The 19286-nt window shown below is 72.5% G+C and carries 19 protein-coding genes; 13 read left to right on the forward strand and 6 right to left on the reverse strand.

What is annotated here, in order from left to right; all coding sequences use genetic code 11:
* Positions 1–17: 17 nt before the first annotated feature.
* From AB0K07_RS14915 to AB0K07_RS14940, 6 genes are all read left to right on the forward strand, one after another.
* Positions 18–1454 (forward strand): acetyl-CoA carboxylase biotin carboxylase subunit, encoded by a 1437-nt coding sequence (locus AB0K07_RS14915; protein WP_363755255.1) that lies wholly within the window; start codon positions 18–20, stop codon positions 1452–1454.
* On the forward strand, positions 1451–2203 hold the full coding sequence (locus tag AB0K07_RS14920) for an SRPBCC family protein (RefSeq protein WP_363755257.1): 753 nt from the start codon (positions 1451–1453) through the stop codon (positions 2201–2203). The genes AB0K07_RS14915 and AB0K07_RS14920 overlap by 4 nt, the downstream gene beginning before the upstream one ends.
* Positions 2196–2600: a cupin domain-containing protein gene (locus AB0K07_RS14925; RefSeq protein ID WP_121653757.1), complete on the forward strand. Its 405-nt coding sequence runs from the start codon at positions 2196–2198 to the stop codon at positions 2598–2600. Before AB0K07_RS14920 ends, AB0K07_RS14925 begins: the two co-directional genes overlap by 8 nt.
* A gap of 115 nt (positions 2601–2715) precedes the next feature.
* Complete coding sequence (locus AB0K07_RS14930) at positions 2716–3990, forward strand: beta-ketoacyl-[acyl-carrier-protein] synthase family protein (RefSeq protein ID WP_363755259.1); 1275 nt, start codon at positions 2716–2718, stop codon at positions 3988–3990.
* Between the two features lie 29 nt (positions 3991–4019).
* The gene (locus tag AB0K07_RS14935) at positions 4020–5264 is read left to right on the forward strand and encodes a beta-ketoacyl synthase N-terminal-like domain-containing protein (RefSeq protein WP_363755602.1); all 1245 of its coding nucleotides are present in this window, start codon (positions 4020–4022) and stop codon (positions 5262–5264) included.
* Positions 5261–5599, forward strand: a complete 339-nt coding sequence (locus tag AB0K07_RS14940) for an antibiotic biosynthesis monooxygenase family protein (RefSeq protein ID WP_363755261.1) — start codon at positions 5261–5263, stop codon at positions 5597–5599. Before AB0K07_RS14935 ends, AB0K07_RS14940 begins: the two co-directional genes overlap by 4 nt.
* A gap of 176 nt (positions 5600–5775) precedes the next feature.
* Here AB0K07_RS14940 and AB0K07_RS14945 read toward each other — a convergent pair whose 3' ends face one another.
* Positions 5776–6714 carry a sialidase family protein gene (locus AB0K07_RS14945; RefSeq protein WP_363755263.1) on the reverse strand — a complete coding sequence of 313 codons (939 nt, stop codon included), beginning with the start codon at positions 6712–6714 and terminating at the stop codon, positions 5776–5778.
* Between the two features lie 196 nt (positions 6715–6910).
* Between AB0K07_RS14945 and AB0K07_RS14950 the strand changes: the two genes are divergently transcribed.
* The 4 genes from AB0K07_RS14950 to AB0K07_RS14965 all read left to right on the forward strand — a co-directional run bounded on the left by AB0K07_RS14950 (position 6911) and on the right by AB0K07_RS14965 (position 10509).
* A complete protein-coding gene (locus tag AB0K07_RS14950; RefSeq protein WP_363755265.1) occupies positions 6911–7492 on the forward strand; it encodes a hypothetical protein in 582 nt (193 codons plus the stop codon).
* Between the two features lie 132 nt (positions 7493–7624).
* Positions 7625–7999: a PadR family transcriptional regulator gene (locus tag AB0K07_RS14955; protein ID WP_363755267.1), complete on the forward strand. Its 375-nt coding sequence runs from the start codon at positions 7625–7627 to the stop codon at positions 7997–7999.
* Positions 7996–9357 (forward strand): permease prefix domain 1-containing protein, encoded by a 1362-nt coding sequence (locus AB0K07_RS14960; RefSeq protein WP_363755269.1) that lies wholly within the window; start codon positions 7996–7998, stop codon positions 9355–9357. The genes AB0K07_RS14955 and AB0K07_RS14960 overlap by 4 nt, the downstream gene beginning before the upstream one ends.
* Before the next feature lie 129 nt (positions 9358–9486).
* On the forward strand, positions 9487–10509 hold the full coding sequence (locus AB0K07_RS14965; protein ID WP_363755271.1) for a zinc-dependent alcohol dehydrogenase family protein: 1023 nt from the start codon (positions 9487–9489) through the stop codon (positions 10507–10509).
* Positions 10510–10549: 40 nt separating this feature from the next.
* Here the strand turns inward: AB0K07_RS14965 and ligD are convergent, their stop codons facing one another.
* Together ligD and AB0K07_RS14975 are read right to left on the reverse strand one after the other, a co-directional pair.
* Positions 10550–11503 carry a non-homologous end-joining DNA ligase gene (ligD, locus tag AB0K07_RS14970; RefSeq protein WP_363755273.1) on the reverse strand — a complete coding sequence of 318 codons (954 nt, stop codon included), beginning with the start codon at positions 11501–11503 and terminating at the stop codon, positions 10550–10552.
* A 109-nt stretch (positions 11504–11612) separates the two neighbouring features.
* Entirely contained in the window at positions 11613–12233 is a 621-nt protein-coding gene (locus AB0K07_RS14975) for a TetR family transcriptional regulator (RefSeq protein ID WP_363755275.1), read from the reverse strand.
* 113 nt (positions 12234–12346) lie between these two features.
* Here AB0K07_RS14975 and AB0K07_RS14980 point away from each other — a divergent pair, with 113 nt between their 5' ends.
* The 3 genes from AB0K07_RS14980 (at position 12347) to AB0K07_RS14990 (ending at position 16271) form a co-directional block, all read left to right on the forward strand.
* The gene (locus tag AB0K07_RS14980) at positions 12347–12811 is read left to right on the forward strand and encodes a MarR family transcriptional regulator (protein ID WP_363755277.1); all 465 of its coding nucleotides are present in this window, start codon (positions 12347–12349) and stop codon (positions 12809–12811) included.
* Positions 12808–14451: an MDR family MFS transporter gene (locus AB0K07_RS14985; RefSeq protein ID WP_363755279.1), complete on the forward strand. Its 1644-nt coding sequence runs from the start codon at positions 12808–12810 to the stop codon at positions 14449–14451. The genes AB0K07_RS14980 and AB0K07_RS14985 overlap by 4 nt, the downstream gene beginning before the upstream one ends.
* Positions 14452–14681: 230 nt before the next feature.
* Positions 14682–16271, forward strand: coding sequence for a hypothetical protein (locus tag AB0K07_RS14990; RefSeq protein WP_363755280.1), 1590 nt, complete (start codon positions 14682–14684; stop codon positions 16269–16271).
* A 21-nt stretch (positions 16272–16292) separates the two neighbouring features.
* Here the strand turns inward: AB0K07_RS14990 and AB0K07_RS14995 are convergent, their stop codons facing one another.
* From AB0K07_RS14995 to AB0K07_RS15005, 3 genes are all read right to left on the reverse strand, one after another.
* Complete coding sequence (locus tag AB0K07_RS14995) at positions 16293–16664, reverse strand: metalloregulator ArsR/SmtB family transcription factor (RefSeq protein ID WP_363755281.1); 372 nt, start codon at positions 16662–16664, stop codon at positions 16293–16295.
* A gap of 165 nt (positions 16665–16829) precedes the next feature.
* Positions 16830–17999 carry a 4-hydroxybenzoate 3-monooxygenase gene (locus AB0K07_RS15000; RefSeq protein WP_363755282.1) on the reverse strand — a complete coding sequence of 390 codons (1170 nt, stop codon included), beginning with the start codon at positions 17997–17999 and terminating at the stop codon, positions 16830–16832.
* A gap of 116 nt (positions 18000–18115) precedes the next feature.
* Positions 18116–19258, reverse strand: coding sequence for an MFS transporter (locus AB0K07_RS15005; RefSeq protein ID WP_363755284.1), 1143 nt, complete (start codon positions 19256–19258; stop codon positions 18116–18118).
* Positions 19259–19286 lie beyond the last annotated feature (28 nt).

Below are 19286 nucleotides of genomic sequence, written 5' to 3' on the forward strand. Positions count from 1 at the left end.
GGCGGGGTGGGCGAACGATGTTCGAGACCGTGCTGATCGCCAACCGGGGCGAGATCGCGCTGCGGGTGCTCCGGGCCTGCCGGGAACTCGGCGTACGGACGGCGGTGGTCTACTCCGCCGCGGACGCCGACTCGGCGGCGGTCCGGCTCGCCGACCAGGCGGTCCGGATCGGGCCGGCGTCGAGTCGGCGCAGCTACCTCAACGCCGCCGCCATCGTGGAGGCGGCCCGGCAGGTCGGCGCGCAGGCCGTGCACCCCGGCTACGGCTTCCTCTCCGAGGACGCCGACTTCGCCGAGATCTGCGCGGACAACGGGCTGACCTTCATCGGCCCGCCGCCGGCGGTGATGGCCGCGCTGGGCGACAAGTCCTCGGCCCGGGCCCTGATGAGCCGGGCGGGCCTGCCGCTGCCGGCGGGCAGCGTCGCGCCGGTGCCGACCGCCGCCGCGGCGGCCGAGGTCGCCGACGCCGTCGGCTACCCGGTCATCGTGAAGGCCGCCGCCGGGGGCGGCGGCCGGGGCATGACCGTGGTGCGCACCCCCGGCGAACTGCCCCGGGCGTACGCCCGCACCCGGGCCGCCGCGCAGGCCGCCTTCGGCGACGACCGGGTGTACGTCGAGCGGTACCTGACCGAGGCCCGGCACGTCGAGGTGCAGGTCCTCTGCGACGGGCACGGCAACGGGGTGCACCTGGGCACCCGGGACTGCTCGGTGCAGCGGCGGCACCAGAAGCTGATCGAGGAGGCGCCCGCGCCGGCGCTGCCCGCCGGCACGCTCGACGCGATCGCGGAGACCGCGTTGCGGGGCGCGCTGGAGGTCGGCTTCGTCGGCGCCGGCACGCTCGAGTTCCTCGTCGACGCCGACGAGCGGTTCCACTTCCTGGAGATCAACTGCCGGATCCAGGTGGAGCATCCGGTCACCGAGATGGTCACCGGGGTGGACCTGGTGCACGAGCAGCTGCACATCGCCGCCGGTGTGCCGCTGCGCTGGCGGCAGGAGGAGATCCGCCTGCACGGCGTCGCGGTGGAGTGCCGGGTCAACACCGAGGACCCGGAGCGCGGCTTCGCCCCGACCCCCGGCCGGCTGGAGCGGTTCACCCCGCCCGGCGGTCCGTTCACCCGGGTGGACACCCACGCCTGTGCCGGCTACCTGGTCGGCCCCTGGTACGACTCGCTGCTGGCCAAGGTGGTGGTCTGGGCGCCCGACCGGGAGCTGGCGCTCAACCGGCTGGAGCGCGCTCTGGAGGAGTTCGACATCGCCGGGCCGGGCGTGCGGACCACCATCCCGTTCGTCCGGCGGGTGCTCGACGACGCCGCATTCCGCAAGGGCCGCTACACCACCGGCCTGGTCGACCGCCTGCTCGCCGGGCCCGGCCGGGCACCCACGAAACGGCCGACTCCCACACCACGCACCGCGCCCGCCGCGGAGCCCGACGTATCCCACAGGAGGACCCGATGACCGTCACCCATGGTCGCCCGTTGACCGCCGAGATCACCAACATCCTGGTGGCGCACTGCGGGCTGGACGCCGACGCCGCGGCCCGGGCGCCCGCCGCGTCGCTGGAGGAGCTGGGCATGGATTCGCTCGCCCTGCTGGAGCTCTCCGCGGTCGTCGCCGACCGGTGGCAGGTGCGCATCCCGGAGCAGTCCGGGCAGCTGAGCATCCCGGCGGTCGCCGACCTGGTCGCCCGCCGCGCCGACCCGCCCGGGCACACCGAGAACGGCGTGCTCATCGACGCGCCGCTCGACCTGGTCTGGGAGATCACCAACGACGTGCAGAACTGGACCGAGCTGTTCACCGAGTACGCCGTGGTGGAGATCCTGCACCGCGACGGGCACACCGTGCGGTTCCGGCTCACCATGCACCCCGACGAGAACGGGGTGGCGTGGAGCTGGGTCAGTGAACGCACCGCCGACCCGGTGAGCCGGCAGGTCCGCGCGCACCGCGTGGAGAACGGACCGTTCGAGTACATGCGAATCCACTGGCGCTACACCGAGGAGGAGGGCGGCACCCGGATGACCTGGGTGCAGGACTTCGCCATGAAGCCGACCGCGCCGGTCGACAACGCCGCGATGACCGAGCGGATCAACACCAACAGCGTCATCCAACTCGGGGTGATCAAGGACCGGGTGGAGCGGATCGCCCGGCAGCGCGCCGAGCAGGGCCGCGCGGCGGGCGACGAGGCGACGGAGGCCGGCGATGAGTGACCTGGGCACCCGGCCGATCGCCGCTCGGGACGTACCCGCCGACCGGCGGCGCGGCGGTGAACTGCGGGTGCTGCTCGGCCCCCGCACCGTCGGCAGCACCTCCGGCTTCCTCGGCGTGGCCACGCTCGCCCCGGGGGAGCGGATCGCCGAACACTACCACCCGTACAGCGAGGAGTTCCTGTACGTGGCCCGCGGCGCGATCACCGTCGACCTGGACGACCAGCCGACCCTGCTGGCCGCGGGCGAGGCGCTGTTCGTGCCGGTCAACGTACGGCACCGGCTGCGCAACACCGGCGTCGAACCGGCCGAGGTGGTCTTCCACCTGGGCCCGCTGGCCCCCCGCCCGGAGCTGGGGCACGTGGACACGGAACTGGTCGAGCAGCGAGGCGGGTCGTGAGCGCGAGGAGTGAGCCGGGTTTGCGAGCCCCGCAGTCGCGAACCCCAGGTGACGTCGTGAGCGCGAGGAGTGAGCCGGGTTTGCGAGCCCCGCAGTCGCGAACCGAGGTGACGCCGTGAGCGGGCGCCGCACGGTGGTGACCGGCGTCGGGGTGGTCGCCCCCGGCGGCGCCAGCCGGGACCGCTTCTGGAAGACCATCACCGAGGGGCGTACCGCCACGCGGCGGATCAGCTTCTTCGACCCGTCGGCGTTCCGTTCGCAGATCGCCGCCGAGTGCGACTTCGACCCGGTCGCGGCCGGGCTCACCGAGGCCGAGCGGCGCCGGGCCGACCGGTACGTGCAGTTCGCGCTGGCCTGCTCCGCGGAGGCGGTCGCCGACGCGGGCCTGGTGCTCACCGACGCGGAGCGGGACCGCGCCGGGGTGGTGCTCGGCACCGCCGTGGGCGGCACGATGGCCCTGGAGCAGGAGTACGTGACGGTCAGCGAGCGCGGCCGCCGTTGGCTGGTCGACGCGGCGCGCGGCGGCCCGTACCTCTACCAGGCGCTGGTGCCCAGCAGTCTGGCCGCCGACGTGGCCTGCCGGCACGGGCTGCACGGGCCGGCGCAGGTCGTCTCGACCGGCTGCACCTCCGGTATCGACGCCATCGGTTACGCCCACCAGTTGATCGTGGACGGTGAGGCCGACGTGGTGCTGGCCGGTGCGGCGGACTCGCCGATCTCGCCGGTCACCGTCGCCTCGTTCGACGCGATCAAGGCGACCAGCCCGGACAACGACGACCCGGCGCACGCCTCCCGTCCGTTCGACGCCGACCGGCACGGGTTCGTGCTGGCCGAGGGCGCGGCGGTGCTGGTGCTGGAGGAGGCCGGGCACGCCCGGCGGCGCGGCGCGCACGTCTACTGCGAGGTCGCCGGCTATGCGAGCCGCAGCAACGGCTACCACATGACCGGGCTGCGCCCGGACGGGCTGGAGATGGGGCTGGCCGTGACCGACGCGCTCCGGCAGGGACGGATCGCCCCCGAGCAGGTCTCCTACATCAGCGCCCACGGCTCGGGCACCCGCCAGAACGACCGGCACGAGACGGCCGCGTTCAAGCGGGCGCTGGGGCAGGCCGCGTACCGGGTGCCGATCAGCTCGATCAAGTCGATGGTCGGGCACTCGCTCGGCGCGATCGGCTCGATCGAGATGGCAGCCTGCGCGCTGGCGATCGAGTTCGGCGTGGTGCCGCCGACGGCCAACTGGACCACCCGGGACCCGGAGTGCGACCTGGACTACGTGCCGAACGAGGCGCGGGAGGTCCCGGTGGACGTGGCTCTCTCGGTGGGCAGCGGCTTCGGCGGCTTCCAGTCGGCCATGGTGTTCCGCCGCCTGGCCGGGGCGGTGGCGGCGTGACGGGCGGTGCGGACCGGGCCGGTGCGGCGGTGGCCCGGGCGGTGGTGACCGGCATCGGCGTCGTCGCGCCCAGCGGCGTCGGCGCGGACGCGCACTGGCGCACCGTGCTGGCCGGCACCCGGCGGACGGGGCCGATCACTCTGTTCGACCCGTCCGGCTACCCGACGCGCTTCGGCGGGGAGGTGCCCGACTTCGCCGCCGACTCCTACGCCGACAGCCGTCAGTTGGTGCAGACGGACCGGTGGACCCACCTCGGCTTCGCCGCCACCCGGTTGGCGTTGGCCGACGCGGGGCTGCCCGAGCGGGCTCCCGACCCGTACGGCTACGCGGTGACCCTGGCCAGCTCGTCCGGGGGCAACCTGTTCGGTCAGCGGGAGCTGCAACGGCTCTGGGGTGGCCCGTCGCGCACCGTCGGGGCGTACCAGTCGATCGCCTGGTTCTACGCGGCCAGCGTCGGGCAGCTCTCCATCCACCACCAGTTCAAGGGCCCGAGCGGGGTGCTGGTGGCGGAGACGGCCGGCGGGTTGGACAGCTTGGCGCATGCCGCCCGTGCGGTGCGCCGGGGCACGCCGGTGGTGATCGCCGGGGCCACCGAGTGCCCGCTGAGCCCGTACGCGTTGGCCTGCCAGCTGCGCTCCGGGCTGCTCAGCGATGTCGCCGACCCGGAGCGGGCGTACCGGCCGTTCGACGCGGCGGCCAGCGGCTACCTGCCGGCCGAGGGTGGCGCGGTGTTCGTGGTGGAGGAGCTGGGGCACGCGCTGGCGCGGGGCGCCCGGATCTACGGCGAGGTGAGCGGCTGGGGCGCCACCCACGACGCCGCGCACACGACGGCGGACAGCGCCGGGGACCCGGCCCAGTACGCCCGCGCGATGCGGCTGGCCCTGGACCGGGCCGGCGTCGCGGCGGCCGGGATCGACGTGGTGCTGCCGGACGCGCTCGGCGTGCCCCGCTACGACCGCAGCGAGGCCGAGGCGCTGCGTGCCGTGTTCGCCGACCGGCCGCCTCCGGTCACCACGCAGAAGCCGCTGACCGGGCGGGCGCACCAGGGCGGGTCCGCACTGGACGCGGCCACCGCCCTCCTCGCCTTCGCGCACGACACGCTGCCCGCGTCCGCCGGCCCGGACGAGGTGGCCGACGGCTGCGAGCTGGACTTCCTGCGTGAGCACCGCCGGCCGCGCAGCCGGCTGGCGCTGGTCTGCGCGCGGGGCTTCGACGGGTTCAACAGCGCGCTGGTCCTGCGCGGGGCCGCGCCGGCGAGGGGAGCGACGCCATGAGCGAGCCGATGGACCGGCCCAGTGGCCAGCGGGCCCGGGTGGTCTTCCTGGTGCGGGTGCCGGTGCCGCGCACCGAGCAGTTCCTCGCCGCGTACGAGGCGGTCCGGCACCTGGTGGCCGGCGGGGTGCCGGGGCACCTGGTCGACCAGGTCTGTCGCTCGTCGACGGACCCGGAGCAGTGGCTGATCACCAGCGAGTGGGCGAGCCTGGCCGACTTCGAGAGCTGGGAGCGCAGCCCCGAGCACCGGGACCTGGTGCGCCCGATGCGGGAGTGCTTCACCGACGCCCGCTCGCTGCGCTTCCACATCCACGCCCAGACGCCGGCCTTGGCCTGACGGTCCGCGTTGGCTGGAGGCGGCGGTGTTGGCCTGATCAGTTGATGAAGAGTAGTTGTCAGGACCGTCTCTGCCCTACTCTTCATCAACTGATCACCGGTGTGTCCGAGTCGTCGCGGGCGCGGCCGTAGCGTTCTTCGGCGTCAGTCTCGCCGCCTGGGCGAACGCTGGCCCGCTCAGCCGGTCAGGCTGACCTCGGCCAGGTAGACGCAGGTCCGTCCCTCGTGGGTGGAGTAGTAGCTGACCCACAGCAGGTCGTCGTGCCAGACCAGGCCGGGATAGCTGGTGTCGCCGCCGGAGGGCAGCGCGACCAGTTCGGTCAGCTCGCCACGCTCCGGGTCGACGGCACAGACCGCGGTGCGCACCTCGCCGTCGAGCAGACGTACCCCGGCCAGCAGCCGCCCGTCGGGCAACCGGAGCAGCGTCGGCCCGCCCACCTGGACACCCAGGTCGGTCCAGCTCCACTCCCGGTACGGCGCCCGGGCCCACCCGAGCTGCGCCGTGGCGCTGCCCTGGTCGCGGCGCAGCAGGCAGCGCGCGGTGCCGTCCGGCTCGAAGACCAGCCCGGACTCGTTGGGGTAGCCGCCCTCGAACATCGTCGGCACCCACGGTTCGAGGTCGATGCCGTCGACGCTGCGGTAGAGCCGGGCGAACCGCGGCTCACGGGTGGCGTAGCCGACGCCGTACATGGCGCCGTCGTGCCAGGCCGCCCGCCACACCCAGACGCCCGGCTCGCCGACGGGCACCGGATCACCCCAGGCGTGCCCGTCCGTGGACAGCCAGGTCACCGTCTGGAACGTCTTGGTGGTCTCCCCGGTGGCGGCCGCGGCCAGCAGTTGCAGCCGCCCGTCGGGCCGCAGGACGAAGCGCGGGTCGCGCAGGTCGGTGCCGGCCTGGCGGACGACCGCTGCCGACGTCCACGATCGCCCGTCGGTCGAGGTCAGCACCCGGATCACACCGTCATCGGAGAGGTGGGTCCGCGCCTCGCGGAAGGCGCAGAACCAGCTCCCGCCGTACCGGACGAGGTCGGTGAACGCGCTGTGCGGCGCGCTGTCGCCGATTCGGTGGACGGCGGTGACCTCGGCGGTGCTGCGGCGGGTGGGTGACGACGTCATGCGCGGCGACGCTAGCCGCTCCGGCCAACGCCCGCGCGGCCATCAGGCGAACGCGCGACGAACAGCCCGCCGGATGTGGTCGGGCTGTCGGATTGCCGTCGCCCGTGCGGCGGGGCCGGCGCGCTGGGACGGGGTTGGGGCGTCGGCCGGTCACGATGGCCGTCGGGGCGGTTGCGTCGGTTGGGAGGTGCTGTCGGTGCTCAGTTCGTTCCTCCAGTCCCTGGCCGCCAAGCTGGTCGAGGAGATCCTGAAGCGGCTGGTCGAGTGGCTGACGCCGAAGGCGCTGCGGTCCGTGCCGCATCGCGCCTCGCCGAACTGTCCGCGCTGCGGCGGGTACGGCGTGCGCCGGTGGGCGCCCGGCGGCATGTCGGTGGTGTTCCTGCTGTCCCTGCTGGCGTTCGTGTGGGGCTTCGGGGTCACCCTGCTGGGCGTGCCGGTGGTCGTGCTGACGGTGGTCGGTGCGGTGTTGTCGGACGGCGGGGCGGTGCTGCCCGCCCTGCTGGCGCTGCTGGGTCTGCCGTTCTCGGCCACCGTGATGATCGTGGGCGCGTTCGGGCTGGCGTGGTATCACAGCTACCCGCCGAAGTGGTGCGCCCGCTGCCACGGCCGCTGGCCGCGCCGCGACCGGGACGAGTACCTGCGGGCCACCCGGCCCGTGTTCACCTGTGGCTGCGGCCAGCGGCTCCGCGTGCCGCGTGCCGCCGCCGGAGCGCGGTTGCGCTGCCCGCGCTGCCGCACCGAACACACCACACCGGCACCGGCCGGCCAGCACCTCTGACACGAGCGCACCAGGCAGGGCCGGGGCCGGCAGGGCGCCTGGAATCGCGGTGCGTCGGTGATGGCGATCCTGATTGCGCGAGCCTCATACCTAGAACTACTATGCATTGCAGATCTAGGTATAGGCGGTTGCATGCACATCACCAAGGACCTCGTCGCGGCCTCGGCGACGCCACTCGTGCTGGGGATCCTGGCCGAGGGCGACAGCTACGGCTACGCGATCCTCAAGCAGGTCAACGACCTCTCGGGTGGGCAGCTGGAGTGGACCGACGGCCTGCTCTACCCGTTGCTGCACCGCCTGGAGCGGCTCGGCCACGTCGAGTCGGCCTGGGAGACCCCGCCGGGGGGACGACGCCGGAAGTACTACCGCATCACCGACCAGGGCCGGGCTGAGCTCGTCGAGCAGCGCCGCCAGTGGGCCGCCGTCGTCGACGCCCTGCGGGGCGTCTGGAGCACGACACAGTCCATCAGGCCGATCACCTCACCGGCATTCGGAGCGGGACTATGACCGTCGACAACGACCTGGAGGGCCAGATCGCCGAGTGGCGGGCCTACATCCACCGCCGCCGCGAGCTGCACCACACCGACGCCGAGGAGTTGGAGGACCATCTCCGCAGCCGGATCACCGAGCTGACCGAGGCGGGCCTGCGAGCCGACGAGTCGTTCCTCATCGCTGTCAAACGCATGGGCAGCCTCGACGAACTGTCGCGGGAGTTCGCCCGCGAGCACTCCGAGCGCCTATGGAAACAACTCGTGCTGCCCGCCGAGCCGGACGCACCGACCGCGGCCCGCTCCCGTCGCGAGTTGCCCGTCATGGTGCTCTGTGCGGCCGTCGCGGCGCTCGCGATCAAGGTGCCGTCCTGGTTCGGGCTCGGCCTGGAGGACGACGGGAGCTTCTACGCGCGAAATTTCAGCCTCTTCGCGCTGCCGGCACTCGCGGCCTACTTCGCCTGGCGACGCCGCGTCGGCCCTCGCGTCATCGGGGCGCTCGCGGTGCTGTTCGTTCTCGGTGCGGTCGCCGCGAACGCGTATCCGCTGGCCGACGACTCGCAGACCATGGTGCTCACCGCGATCCATCTGCCGATAGCGCTGTGGTTGGTGGTCGGCGTCGCCTACACGGGAGGCGACTGGCGTTCGGACCAGCGGCGGATGGACTTCATCCGGTTCACGGGGGAGTGGCTGATCTACTTCGTCCTCATCGGACTGGGTGGCGGCGTCCTCACGGGCATCACGGTGAACGCCTTCGCAGCCATCGGGCTGAACGTCGAGGGATTCATCCAGTCGTGGCTGGTGCCGTGCGGCGCCATGGCCGCGGTCATCGTGTCGGCATGGCTGGTGGAGGCCAAGCAGAGCGTCATCGAGAACATGGCGCCGGTGCTGACCCGGGTCTTCACGCCGCTCTTCACGGCCACCCTGCTGGCCTTCCTGGTCGCCGTCATCTGGACCACCAGCGGCATCGACGTCGAGCGCGACGCGCTCATCCTCTTCGACCTGCTGCTCGTCATCGTGCTGGGCATGCTGCTGTACGCCATCTCCGCCCGTGACCTCACGGCCCGGCCCGGCCTCTTCGACCGCCTGCAACTCGCGCTCATCGTCAGCGCCCTGATCATCGACATCCTGGTGCTGGTGGCGATCACGGGCCGGATCTCCGAATGGGGCTTCAGCCCCAACAAGACCGCGGCACTGGGCGAAAACCTCATCCTGCTCACCAACCTGGCGTGGTCGGCATGGCTGTACCTCGGCTTCATCCGTGGCCGTATGCCCTTCGCCCGACTGGAGCGGTGGCAGACCCGTTACGTGATCGTGTACGCCGGCTGGGCCTGGGCGGTCGTCCTGGCCTTCCCGCCGCTGTTCGACTTCGTCTGACCGGTCGGGGAAGGCCGCCGGTCTGACGGGTTGCTCGCCGGATGGCGGTACGTTCCGCCTCCTGCCGGGTAGGTCAGGGTGACCGGCCGCTTCGCGGGCCGGAGTCGACAACGTGAGAGGGAAAGACTGATGCGCGGTGCTGTTCTGCACGCTCCCGGTGACGTTCGCGTGGAGGAGCGCGAGGATCCCCGGATTCTCCTCCCGACCGACGCGATCATCCGCATCTCCGCCGCCTGCATCTGCGGCTCCGACCTGTGGCCGTACCGGGGCGTCGAAGCGGTGAACGGGCCGTCCCCGATGGGCCACGAGTACGTCGGCGTGGTCCAGGAGGTCGGCAGCGAGGTCGAGAACGTCAAGCCCGGGCAGTTCGTCGTCGGCTCGTTCTTCGCATCCGACAACACCTGCCCCATCTGCCGCGCGGGCTACCAGAGCTCCTGCATCCACCGGGAGCCCGTCGGTGGCCTCGGCGCCCAGGCCGAGTACCTTCGCATCCCCCTGGCCGACGGGACACTGGTCGCCACCCCGGACATCCCCTCGGACGACCTGATCCCGGATCTGCTCGCGGCCTCCGACGTGCTCGGCACCGGCTGGTTCGGTGCGGTGGCCGCCGAGGTCGGGCCGGGCAAGACCGTCGTGGTCGTCGGTGATGGTGCGGTCGGCCTCCACGCGGTGCTGGCGGCGAAGCGGCTCGGCGCGGAACGCGTCATCGCCGTGAGCCGGCACGAGCCGCGCCAGAAGCTCGCGATCCACTACGGGGCGACCGACATCGTCACCGAGCGCGGCGACGAGGGCGTGGCACGGATCAGGGACCTCACCGACGGGCTCGGCGCGCACTCGGTGATCGAGGCGGTCGGCACCCAGGAGTCGATGATGCAGGCCATCCGCTCCACCCGTGCCGGCGGTCACCTCGGCTACGTAGGCGTCGCCCACGGCGTCCAGTTGCCCGGCGAGGAGCTGTTCTTCTCCCACGTACACCTGCATGGCGGCCCCGCCCCGGTGCGCCGCTTCCTGCCCGAGCTGATCAACCTCATCTGGGACCGGCAGATCGACCCGGGCAGGGTCTTCGACCTCACCCTCCCGCTCGACCAGGCCGCGGACGGCTACCAGGCCATGGACGAGCGCCGCGCCATCAAGGTTCTCCTCAAGCCCTGATCAACGGCCCTCCGCGGGAGCCGGTCGGGGAGGCACTCGGTCAGGCGCTGAGCCGGATCTCGGCTGGTTCACGGTCGCTGCGCAGCCCCTTCCAGGAGGGGTGGCGCAGCCGCTGGTCCGGCGTCCAGGACCGGAAGGTGACGTCCCCGACCAGCTCCGGTTCGACCCAGACGGCGTGCCGGGCGTGTTCGGGTGGCACCGGGGAGCCGAACGGCGTGTCCGGCCGGCGCAGGGGGTTCAGGCGCCCCTGGAGGTCGCGCAGCGCGGTCTGCGTGAAGCCGGTGCCGACGTGCCCGATGTAGGTCAACCTGTCGTCCGGGTCGTACATGCCGAGCAGCAGGGAGCCGATCGTGCCGGCCCGCCGGCCGGCGCCGGGCTTGTAGCCGCCGACGACCACCTCGATGGTGTCGTTGAGGGGCACCTTCACCCACGCCGGCGACCGGCGACCGGGGTCGTACGGTGAGGCGAGCCGCTTGGCCACGACCCCTTCAAGGCCGAGGTCGGCGGCCGCGGTGGCCAGGTCCCGGCCGGCCTCGCCGGTCCAGGAGGGCGGCGTGTCGACGCTCGCACCGCTCAGGTCGAGCTGCTCCAGGGCGGCGCGCCGCTCGGTGTACGGCAGGGGCGTCAGGTCTTGCCCGTCGAGGTGCAGAAGGTCGAACACGTAGAGCCGAACCGGAGTCGTGCTGACCAGTCCCGCGGACGGCGCGCGGACGTGCATCCGGTGCTGAAGTGCGGAGAAGCTGGGCCGGCCCTTGCCGTCGAGCGCCACGATCTCCCCGTCCAGCACCGCCTGCCGGCCGGTCAGCAGCTGCCCGAGCTCGCCCAGCTCGGGATATGCCGCGGTGATGTCGCGGTCGTTGCGGCTGAGCAGCCGCACCCCCTTGGAGACGTAGCCGATCGCGCGTACCCCGTCCCACTTGAACTCGTACGCCCAGCCGGACCCGCCGGGCAGTGCGCCGGCGGTCGCGAGCATCGGACGCACGAGCGTCGGCATCCTGGCCACACCTCGATCATGACCAACCGGCCGCCCGGGGAGGGGACGTTCGGCCATTCCCGGTTCCGGTCGCGAACCGGCGGCCGGGTCGTGGCATCGCCGAGGCGCACTAGTCGTCGGCGGCGGTCCGGTGATCGGTGGCGGTGGCTGCGGGAGCGATCTCGGCGAGCGCGGTCCGGACGGTCTCCAGCAGGTCGTCGCCCGGGTGGTCGATCCAGTGCTGGACGGCGACGCGCAGGATGGCCAGGAAGGTCGCGGCCAGGAGGCGGGAGCGCAGCGCCACGTCGGCGCCGGTGAGCCGGTGTGCGAGTTCCCCGGCCAGTTCTCGCTCGATCGCGGTGTACGCCGCGACCTGGTGTGCGGCCAGGCCGGGGTGCCCGCGCAGCTGCCGGCGTCGGGTCAGCCAGGAGTGGTCGGGGTCGCCGAACGACTCCTCGGTGAAGTGTTCGGCCGCTCGGCTCAGCACGGTCCACGGCGGCTCGTCGGCGGGCCGCTCGCGGACCAGCTGCACCAGCCGGCGCAGGCGCGTGGTGTCGCCGTGGAAGAGGGCTTCTTCCTTGTTCGAGAAGTAGTTGGAGAACGTCCGCCGGGAGACGTTCGCGGCGTCGGCGATCGCCTCGACGGTCAGACCGTCGAGCCCCTGTTCCGCGGCGAGGCGCAGGGCTGCCTCGTGCAGGGCGAGGCGGGTGGCCGCCTTCTTGCGCTCCCGTAGCCCGGTGGTCTCGTCCATCGCCCCTCAGGGTACGTGGGGTGACGTGCTTCGCAATGAGCAAACTTGCCGAATGCGCAAGATCGGTGGATGCTTGCGTGGAGCAACCAACCAACCCGGGTGTGGGAGCAGATGTGGGTGACGCATTTCGTGAGCTCGGCCTTCGGCTGTACGACCTGGCCAGGAGTGTCCGGTTACTGAAGCAGCGCCGGGCCGACGAGCGGCCCGCCGTCCCGCCCGGCCTGGTCGGCATGCTCGTGCAGATCCACCAGCTCTCCAGCGGATGCCACGCCCACGAGCTGGCTCAGCGCACCCGGCTCGACCCGTCGACCGTCAGCCGCTCCGTCGCGGCGCTCGTCGGACACGACCTCGTCGAGCGGCGGCCGGACCCCACCGACAAGCGGGCGAGCGTCCTGGCGATCACCCCCGCCGGCCGGGCCGCCCTGGCCGGCACCCACAGCTGGTACGGCGAGGTGCTCGAGAGGGCGCTCGCCGACTGGACTCCCGGCGAGGTGGAGGCGTTCACCGCCGCGCTCGACCGGTTCACCCGCGACCTCGAGGTCGCCCTCGCACACGACAAGCTGGAGGCCGCGCGATGAGCGCACCCACCACCACGACCGGCGCTGAGCCGATGACCCATCGCCGGACGCTCGAGGCGCTCAGCGGCCTGCTGCTGGTGCTCTTCGTCGCGATGTTGAGCAGCACCGTCGTCTCGACCGCGCTACCGAAGATCATCGGTGCGCTCAACGGGTCGCAGAACCAGTACACCTGGGTGGTCACCGCGACCCTGCTCACCGCGACCGCGACCACCCCGATCTGGGGCAAGCTGGCCGACCTGTTCAACAAGAAGATCCTCATCCAGGTCGCCATCGTGGTCTTCCTGCTGGGCTCGATCATTGCCGGCTTCTCGCAGAGCGCCGGCCAGCTGATCGCCGCCCGCGCGTTCCAGGGCATCGGGGTCGGCGGCCTCCAGGCCCTCGTCCAGGTGGCGATCGCCGCCATGATCCCGCCGCGCGAGCGGGGTCGCTACAACGGCTACCTCGGCGGCGTCATGGCGGTCGCGACGGTCGGCGGCCCGCTGCTCGGCGGCCTCATCGTCGACACGTCCTGGCTCGGCTGGCGCTGGTGCTTCTTCGTCGGCGTGCCCGTCGCCATCATCGCGCTGATCCTGCTCCAGGCCACCCTGCACCTGCCGACCCTGCGGCGGGACAACGTCAAAATCGACTACCTGGGCGCCAGCCTGATCGCCGCCGGCGTCAGCGTACTGCTGATCTGGATCTCCTTCGTCGACGGCTCGTTCGCCTGGGTCTCCTGGCAGACCGCGGTCATGGTGGGCGGCGCGCTCGTCCTGCTCGCGCTGGCCGTCTGGGTCGAGTCGCGGGCGGCCGAGCCGGTCGTCCCGCTCGGCATCGTGCGCCAGCACACCACCGCGCTGGCCATCCTCGGCAGCCTCGCGGTCGGCATGGCCATGTTCGGTGGCGCCGTCTTCCTCGGCCAGTACTTCCAGATCGGCCGTGGCTACAGCCCGACGGAGGCCGGCCTGCTCACCATTCCGATGATGGCCGGTGTCCTCGGCTCCTCGATCATCGCCGGCCGGCTGATCACCAGGACCGGGCGGATCAAGCCGTACATCGTCGCCGGTTCGATCATCCTGGTCGCCGGGTTCGCTCTGCTCGGCACCATCGACCACCAGACGTCACTCATCGTGGTCGGGACCGCCATGTTCATCGTCGGTACCGGCGTCGGCATGACCATGCAGAACCTCGTCCTCGCCGTCCAGAACACGGTCGCCCTCAAGGACATCGGGGCGGCGAGTTCCAGCGTCGCGTTCTTCCGGTCGCTCGGCGGCACCATCGGCGTCTCGGTGCTCGGCGCCGTCCTCGCCCACCGGGTCACCGACCAGATCACCCGCGACCTCGCCGCCGCCGGGATCCCCGCCTCCGGCAGCGGTGGTGGCAGCAGCAACCTCAACATCAGCGCGCTGCCCGAGGGGATCCAGCACATCGTCCGGGCCGCGTACGGCGACGCCACCGGACACATCTTCCTCATCTCCGCCGCCATCGCGGTGGTCGGCGTCATCGCCGCGCTCCTGCTCAAGCCGGTCACCCTCCGGACCAGCCTGGACCTGCCCGACAGCGCCACGGCCACGGCCGTCGCCGCCGACGCGGTCGACGGCGCTCCCGCCTTCGACCAGGTGTCCGTCGACGCCGTACCGAACAGGGCGACCGACCGGCGCTGACATCGGGGCCGTACGACCGGGGCCGCCGCCGTCTTCGGACGGCGGCGGCCCCGATCTGTCCGGCGAGGCCGGCACCTGCGAACGGGCCGAGCGGCTGCCATGGGCAGAGCTCCATGCCGGCGCGGCCCGTACCGTGGCGGCGGGCTTTGTCCGGGCGGGCGTGGGTGCCGGGGGCGGCCCTCGGCCGAAAACCGGTTCGGCCGGCTCGTCGGTTTGGGCAGGATGGCGAGATGATTTTCGGGAGACGAGGCGGCGGGGCTCAGGCGTCGCAGCCGGCGGTGGGGGAGACCGGGCACCTGGCGGCGGTACGGGCTGCGGTTGCTGACGCCGCCCTGGGCCGGTGGGAGGCGTTGAACCAACTCGTCGGAGCGCTGCTCGAGGTCGACGCCGCCCCGGAAGCAGAGGCACGGTCGGCGTTGGCGGTGGTGGCTGCTGACCCCGGGTTGGTGGTTCGGCTCGATGCCCACGCGCGGCGGGAACCGTGGTACGGCCCGTACCGCGAGCCCACGTTGCGGCGGGTCACGGAGTGCTTCTCGGGCCCGGCTTCAGGGCCGGTCGCGATGGCGTTGGCGAGCATGCACCCCGACGGGCGGATCCGGGAACGCGCGGTCGCGGCGATGCTCGGCCGGCCCGGTCCGTCGACGATGCCGTTCCTGGTGCTGCGCACGGGTGACTGGGTCAAGCCGGTTCGGGACCGGGCGCGCGCCGGGCTGGCGCTGCTGCTGTCCGATGATCCGGGCGCCTGGCTGCCGGCGGTGCTGCCGATGGTGCTGCGCCTGGACGCGCGGTCGCGCGGCGGCTTCGCGGTTACCCAGGTGCGGGCGGCCCTGCTGTCCTCGACCGCGCAGGTGTGGCGTGGCCTGCTCGACGCCGGCGGTCAACGGGAGCGCCGATTCGTGTTCGAGACCGGCCTGGCGCAGGGGTGGCTGCCTCTGCCCGACCTCGTGACCTACGCCCTGACCGATCGGGACGTGCGGATCAGATCCGGGGCGGCCGAGGCCGCGTGCCGTGCGGCGGTCTGGACCCGCCGGCCCGACGTCCTACGCCGTCTGGCCCGGACGGTTCGGTCCGAGGTGCGGGCGGTCGCGTTGACCGGCCTGGTTCGCAGCGGTAACGACGGCGAGGTCGTCGCATACCTGGACGACGGTGCGCCGCTGGTCCGATCGGTGGCCCGGGACGCGGCCCGTCGACTCGGCATTGACGTACGGCAGCACTACCGGAGTGCGGTCGACGTCGGCGATCCGGCCCTGGGCGCGATCGCCGGACTCGCCGAGACCGGCTCTGTCACGGACGCTGCCCTGTTGCGGCCGTTGCTGGCTCATCGGCAGGCGAGGGTCCGTGCGCAGGCGGTCCGGGGTGTCCGCCTTCTGGACGCGGTCGTCGTGGCAGAACTTGCTGCCCTCGTGCGGGATCCTTCGCCGGCGGTGGTCCGGGAGGTCACCGCCGCGCTGCGGCCGCTGGCCGGTGCATTGCCGCCGGGCCTGCCGTGGGCACTGCTGACCGACGCTCGGGTGGAGCTGCGTCGGGCCGGCTACCGCCTCCTGCGCGGCCGTGGCGTCGACGTCGAGTTGCGCGCGGCCCTGGTCCTCACCCTTGACGTGCACCCGCGACTGGCCGAACGCGGTAAGGCCGACGTGACGCGCCTGACCCGGGACGCCGCAGGAACCACGTGGCGGCATGCTCCTCGTCCAGAGTTGCGGATCACCGGACCCGAGTACGCCGACCTGCGCGCGTTGGCTGCCCGAGCCGCGTCGACGCTCGGGGAGGAGACCAGCGAGGCACTCGCCGGCTGGCTGACGAGTGCCCGGCCCGGCCAGTGAGCATCGCCTGGTGTGGGCCGCTCAGCGCGTCCTCTTCGTCGCCCGCTTCCGGGGTGGCGTCAACAGGTCGGCGATCGCCGCGATCGCGGACGGCACCAGGCGGTAGTACGCCCAGACACCGCGCTTCTCGCGTTCGAGCAGGCCGGCCTCGGTGAGGATCCTGAGGTGATGACTCACGGTCGGTTGGGAGAGACCAAGGGGAGCGGTCAGGTCGGTCACGGACGCCTCGCCCTCCGGGGCGGCCTGTATCAGGCTGAGCAGCCGTAGCCGGGCCGGGTCGGCGAGTGCCTTCAGCACTCCCGCCAGCCGTTCGGCATCGGCACGCTTGATCGGCTCGCCGGTAAGGGGCGAGATAGCAGGCATAGCAGTTTTCGCGGCTACCACGCCTCCCATCGTTCCACCAACACCATCGATGGTCGGTGGAAACGGGACGAATGCCCCGATGAGTATCGCGAGGGATCCCCCGGCTCACGACACGGAAGTAGTCGAGAGCGGTAGAGGCGCCTGCCGGTTGAAGGCCATCAGCCCCGCCTTCGTCAAACCACTGACGGCTCCCGGTCAGCTGAGGGGCAGGCCCACGTAGTTCTCGGCCAGGCTGGTGGCGTACGCGCGGGAGCTGGCCACGTACCGCAGCGTCGCGGTCTGCAGCTTCGCCTCGTACGGGTCGTCGCCGTCCAGCCGATGCAGCATCGAGGTCATCCACCAGGAGAAGTGCTGCGCCCGCCACACTCGGCGCAGCGCGGTCGTCGAGTAGCTCTCCAGCAGGTCCGTCCGTCCCTCGCCGTACCAGGCCGCGAAGGCCTCGCCGAGCAGCGCCACGTCGGCCAGGGCGAGGTTCATGCCCTTGGCGCCGGTCGGCGGGACGATGTGCACGGCGTCCCCTGCCAGGTAGAGGCGCTGCCACTGCATCGGCTCGACCACGAAGCTGCGCATCGGCGTGACCGACTTTTCCACGATCGGTCCCTCGTTGAGCGACCAGCCCGGCACGGTCTCCAGCCGGGCCCGCAACTCCGTCCAGATCCGCTCGTCCGGCCAGTCGGCGATGTCCTCGTCCGGCGCGACCTGCAGGTACAGCCGGGAAATCTCCGGCGACCGCAGGCTGTAGAGGGCGAACCCACGCTCGTGGTTGGCGTAGATCAGTTCGTCCACCGCTGGGGGAGCGGCGGCCAGGACACCGAGCCAGGCGAACGGGTACGTCCGCTCGTACGTGCGCAACACGCCCTCGGGCACGGCGGTGCGGCTGACCCCGTGGAAGCCGTCGCAGCCGGCCACGAAGTCGCAGTGCAGCTCGATGTCGCGGCCGTCCCGCCGCAGGTGGATCGTCGGCGCGGAATCGAGGTTCTCCAGGCGCACCGCCTCGGTCTCGAACAGGATCGGCCCGCCGGCCGCGAGGCGGGCGGCGATGAGGTCCTTGACCACCTCCTGCTGCCCGTAGACGGTGATCGCCCGCCCGGTCAGCTCGGTCATCGGCACCCGGTACGACTGCCCGTCGTATCGCAGCTCGATGCCCTCGTGCCGCATGCCCTCCCGCTGCAACCGCTCGCCGAGCCCGACGCGGCACATCAGGTCGACCGAGCCCTGTTCGAGCACCCCGGCCCGGACCCGCTGCTCGACGTACGCCCGGCTGCGGCTCTCGACCACCACCGACTCGATGCCCTGAAGGTGCAGCAGGTGCGACAGCATGAGACCGGCCGGCCCCGCTCCGACGATGCCGACCTGGGTACGCATCCGTGCCTCCTCACCTCGGTCGCAGCGCCGCCGCGACCCCGTTGCGGGTAGGGCACCAGACTGCCCGCAGCCGGGCCGGTTCTCCCCACCGGCTTTCCATCCAGCGGAAGATCCGGTCAGACCGATCGGTCACGTCCCGCCCACAGGGCCGCCACGGCCATCGCCAGCGCCGCGACGCAGAGCGCGCCGAGCGGCAGGGACCAGTCACCGGACCGGTCGCGCAGCAGGCCGACGAGCAGCGGGCCGGTCGAGCCCACCAGGTAGCCGACCGACTGAACCGTCCCGGACAGGTCGCGGGCGCTCTGCGGGGTGCCGGCCCGCAGCACCAGGAGCGCCAGTGCGAGCCCGATCCCCGCCCCCTGCGCCAGCCCGGTCACCGTCGCCCAGAGCAGGTACAGCGACGGCGCCAGCAGCAGCCCGAACAGGCCCACCACCCAGGTCGTCGCCACCAGCACACCGAACACGCGCTGGTCCCTCAGCCGCGACGCCAGGACGGGTGCGGCGACCGCCGTGGCGATGCCGAGCAGGTTGAACAGCCCGAGGGCCCACCCGGCGCCGGCCGCTGACACCCCGCTGTCCCGGACCATCGTCGGCAGCCAGGCGAGCAGTGCGTAGTACGTCAACGACTGCATGCCCATGAACGCGGCCAGCGCCCAGGTCACCGGGGAGCGGAGCACCGAGGCGCCGCCCACCGCCACCGCCGGGGCGACGTGCCGCCGACGCAGCTGCGGCAACCACACCACGGCAGCAACCGCGGCCAGCCCACCGACCAGCAGCACGGCGCCGCGCCAGCCGAGCCCGGCGTGTGACAACGGCGCGGCGACCGCAGCCGCGACGGCGGCCCCGCCGGTCAGCGCCGCCGTCGTCGACGCGGTCACCGCCCCCTGACGCCGGCGAAACTCCTGCTTGACCACGCTGGGCACCAGCACGTTGCCGACCGCGATCCCGGCGCCGATCACCACCGTGCCGGCGACCACCGCCCAGAGCCCCGGCAGCACGCGCAGCGCACTGCCGGCGACGATGCCCAGCATCGCCACCAGCAGCGACCACTCCACGCCGATCCGTCGGCCCAGCAGCGCCGCGAAAGGGGAGAGCAGCCCAAAGCAGAGCACCGGCAGGGTGGTCAGCAGTCCGGCCGCGCCGCTTCCCAGGTGCAGGTCGGCCCGAACGTCCGGCAGCAGCGGCGCGAGCACCGCGATGGCCGCGCGCAGGTTGAGCGCGAGCAGCAGCACGCCGATCAACGTGAGCGGACCGGCCATGATCGCGCGGTCGGTTCGCGTACCGGCT

The organism is Micromonospora sp. NPDC049301 (assembly GCF_040678715.1).
In the GTDB taxonomy this organism is placed as follows: domain Bacteria; phylum Actinomycetota; class Actinomycetes; order Mycobacteriales; family Micromonosporaceae; genus Micromonospora.

Coding starts and splice junctions, on each gene's coding strand:
- ligD (WP_363755273.1), bottom strand. CDS start 11,503: ATGCCGACGCTCGTGCGTCCGATGCTCGCGACCGCCGGCGCACTGCCC.
- AB0K07_RS14940 (WP_363755261.1), top strand. CDS start 5,261: ATGAGCGAGCCGATGGACCGGCCCAGTGGCCAGCGGGCCCGGGTGGTC.
- AB0K07_RS14920 (WP_363755257.1), top strand. CDS start 1,451: ATGACCGTCACCCATGGTCGCCCGTTGACCGCCGAGATCACCAACATC.
- AB0K07_RS14945 (WP_363755263.1), bottom strand. CDS start 6,714: ATGACGTCGTCACCCACCCGCCGCAGCACCGCCGAGGTCACCGCCGTC.
- AB0K07_RS14925 (WP_121653757.1), top strand. CDS start 2,196: ATGAGTGACCTGGGCACCCGGCCGATCGCCGCTCGGGACGTACCCGCC.
- AB0K07_RS14995 (WP_363755281.1), bottom strand. CDS start 16,664: ATGGGAGGCGTGGTAGCCGCGAAAACTGCTATGCCTGCTATCTCGCCC.
- AB0K07_RS14955 (WP_363755267.1), top strand. CDS start 7,625: ATGCACATCACCAAGGACCTCGTCGCGGCCTCGGCGACGCCACTCGTG.
- AB0K07_RS14985 (WP_363755279.1), top strand. CDS start 12,808: ATGAGCGCACCCACCACCACGACCGGCGCTGAGCCGATGACCCATCGC.
- AB0K07_RS15005 (WP_363755284.1), bottom strand. CDS start 19,258: ATGGCCGGTCCGCTCACGTTGATCGGCGTGCTGCTGCTCGCGCTCAAC.
- AB0K07_RS14915 (WP_363755255.1), top strand. CDS start 18: ATGTTCGAGACCGTGCTGATCGCCAACCGGGGCGAGATCGCGCTGCGG.
- AB0K07_RS14975 (WP_363755275.1), bottom strand. CDS start 12,233: ATGGACGAGACCACCGGGCTACGGGAGCGCAAGAAGGCGGCCACCCGC.
- AB0K07_RS14990 (WP_363755280.1), top strand. CDS start 14,682: ATGATTTTCGGGAGACGAGGCGGCGGGGCTCAGGCGTCGCAGCCGGCG.
- AB0K07_RS14960 (WP_363755269.1), top strand. CDS start 7,996: ATGACCGTCGACAACGACCTGGAGGGCCAGATCGCCGAGTGGCGGGCC.
- AB0K07_RS15000 (WP_363755282.1), bottom strand. CDS start 17,999: ATGCGTACCCAGGTCGGCATCGTCGGAGCGGGGCCGGCCGGTCTCATG.
- AB0K07_RS14965 (WP_363755271.1), top strand. CDS start 9,487: ATGCGCGGTGCTGTTCTGCACGCTCCCGGTGACGTTCGCGTGGAGGAG.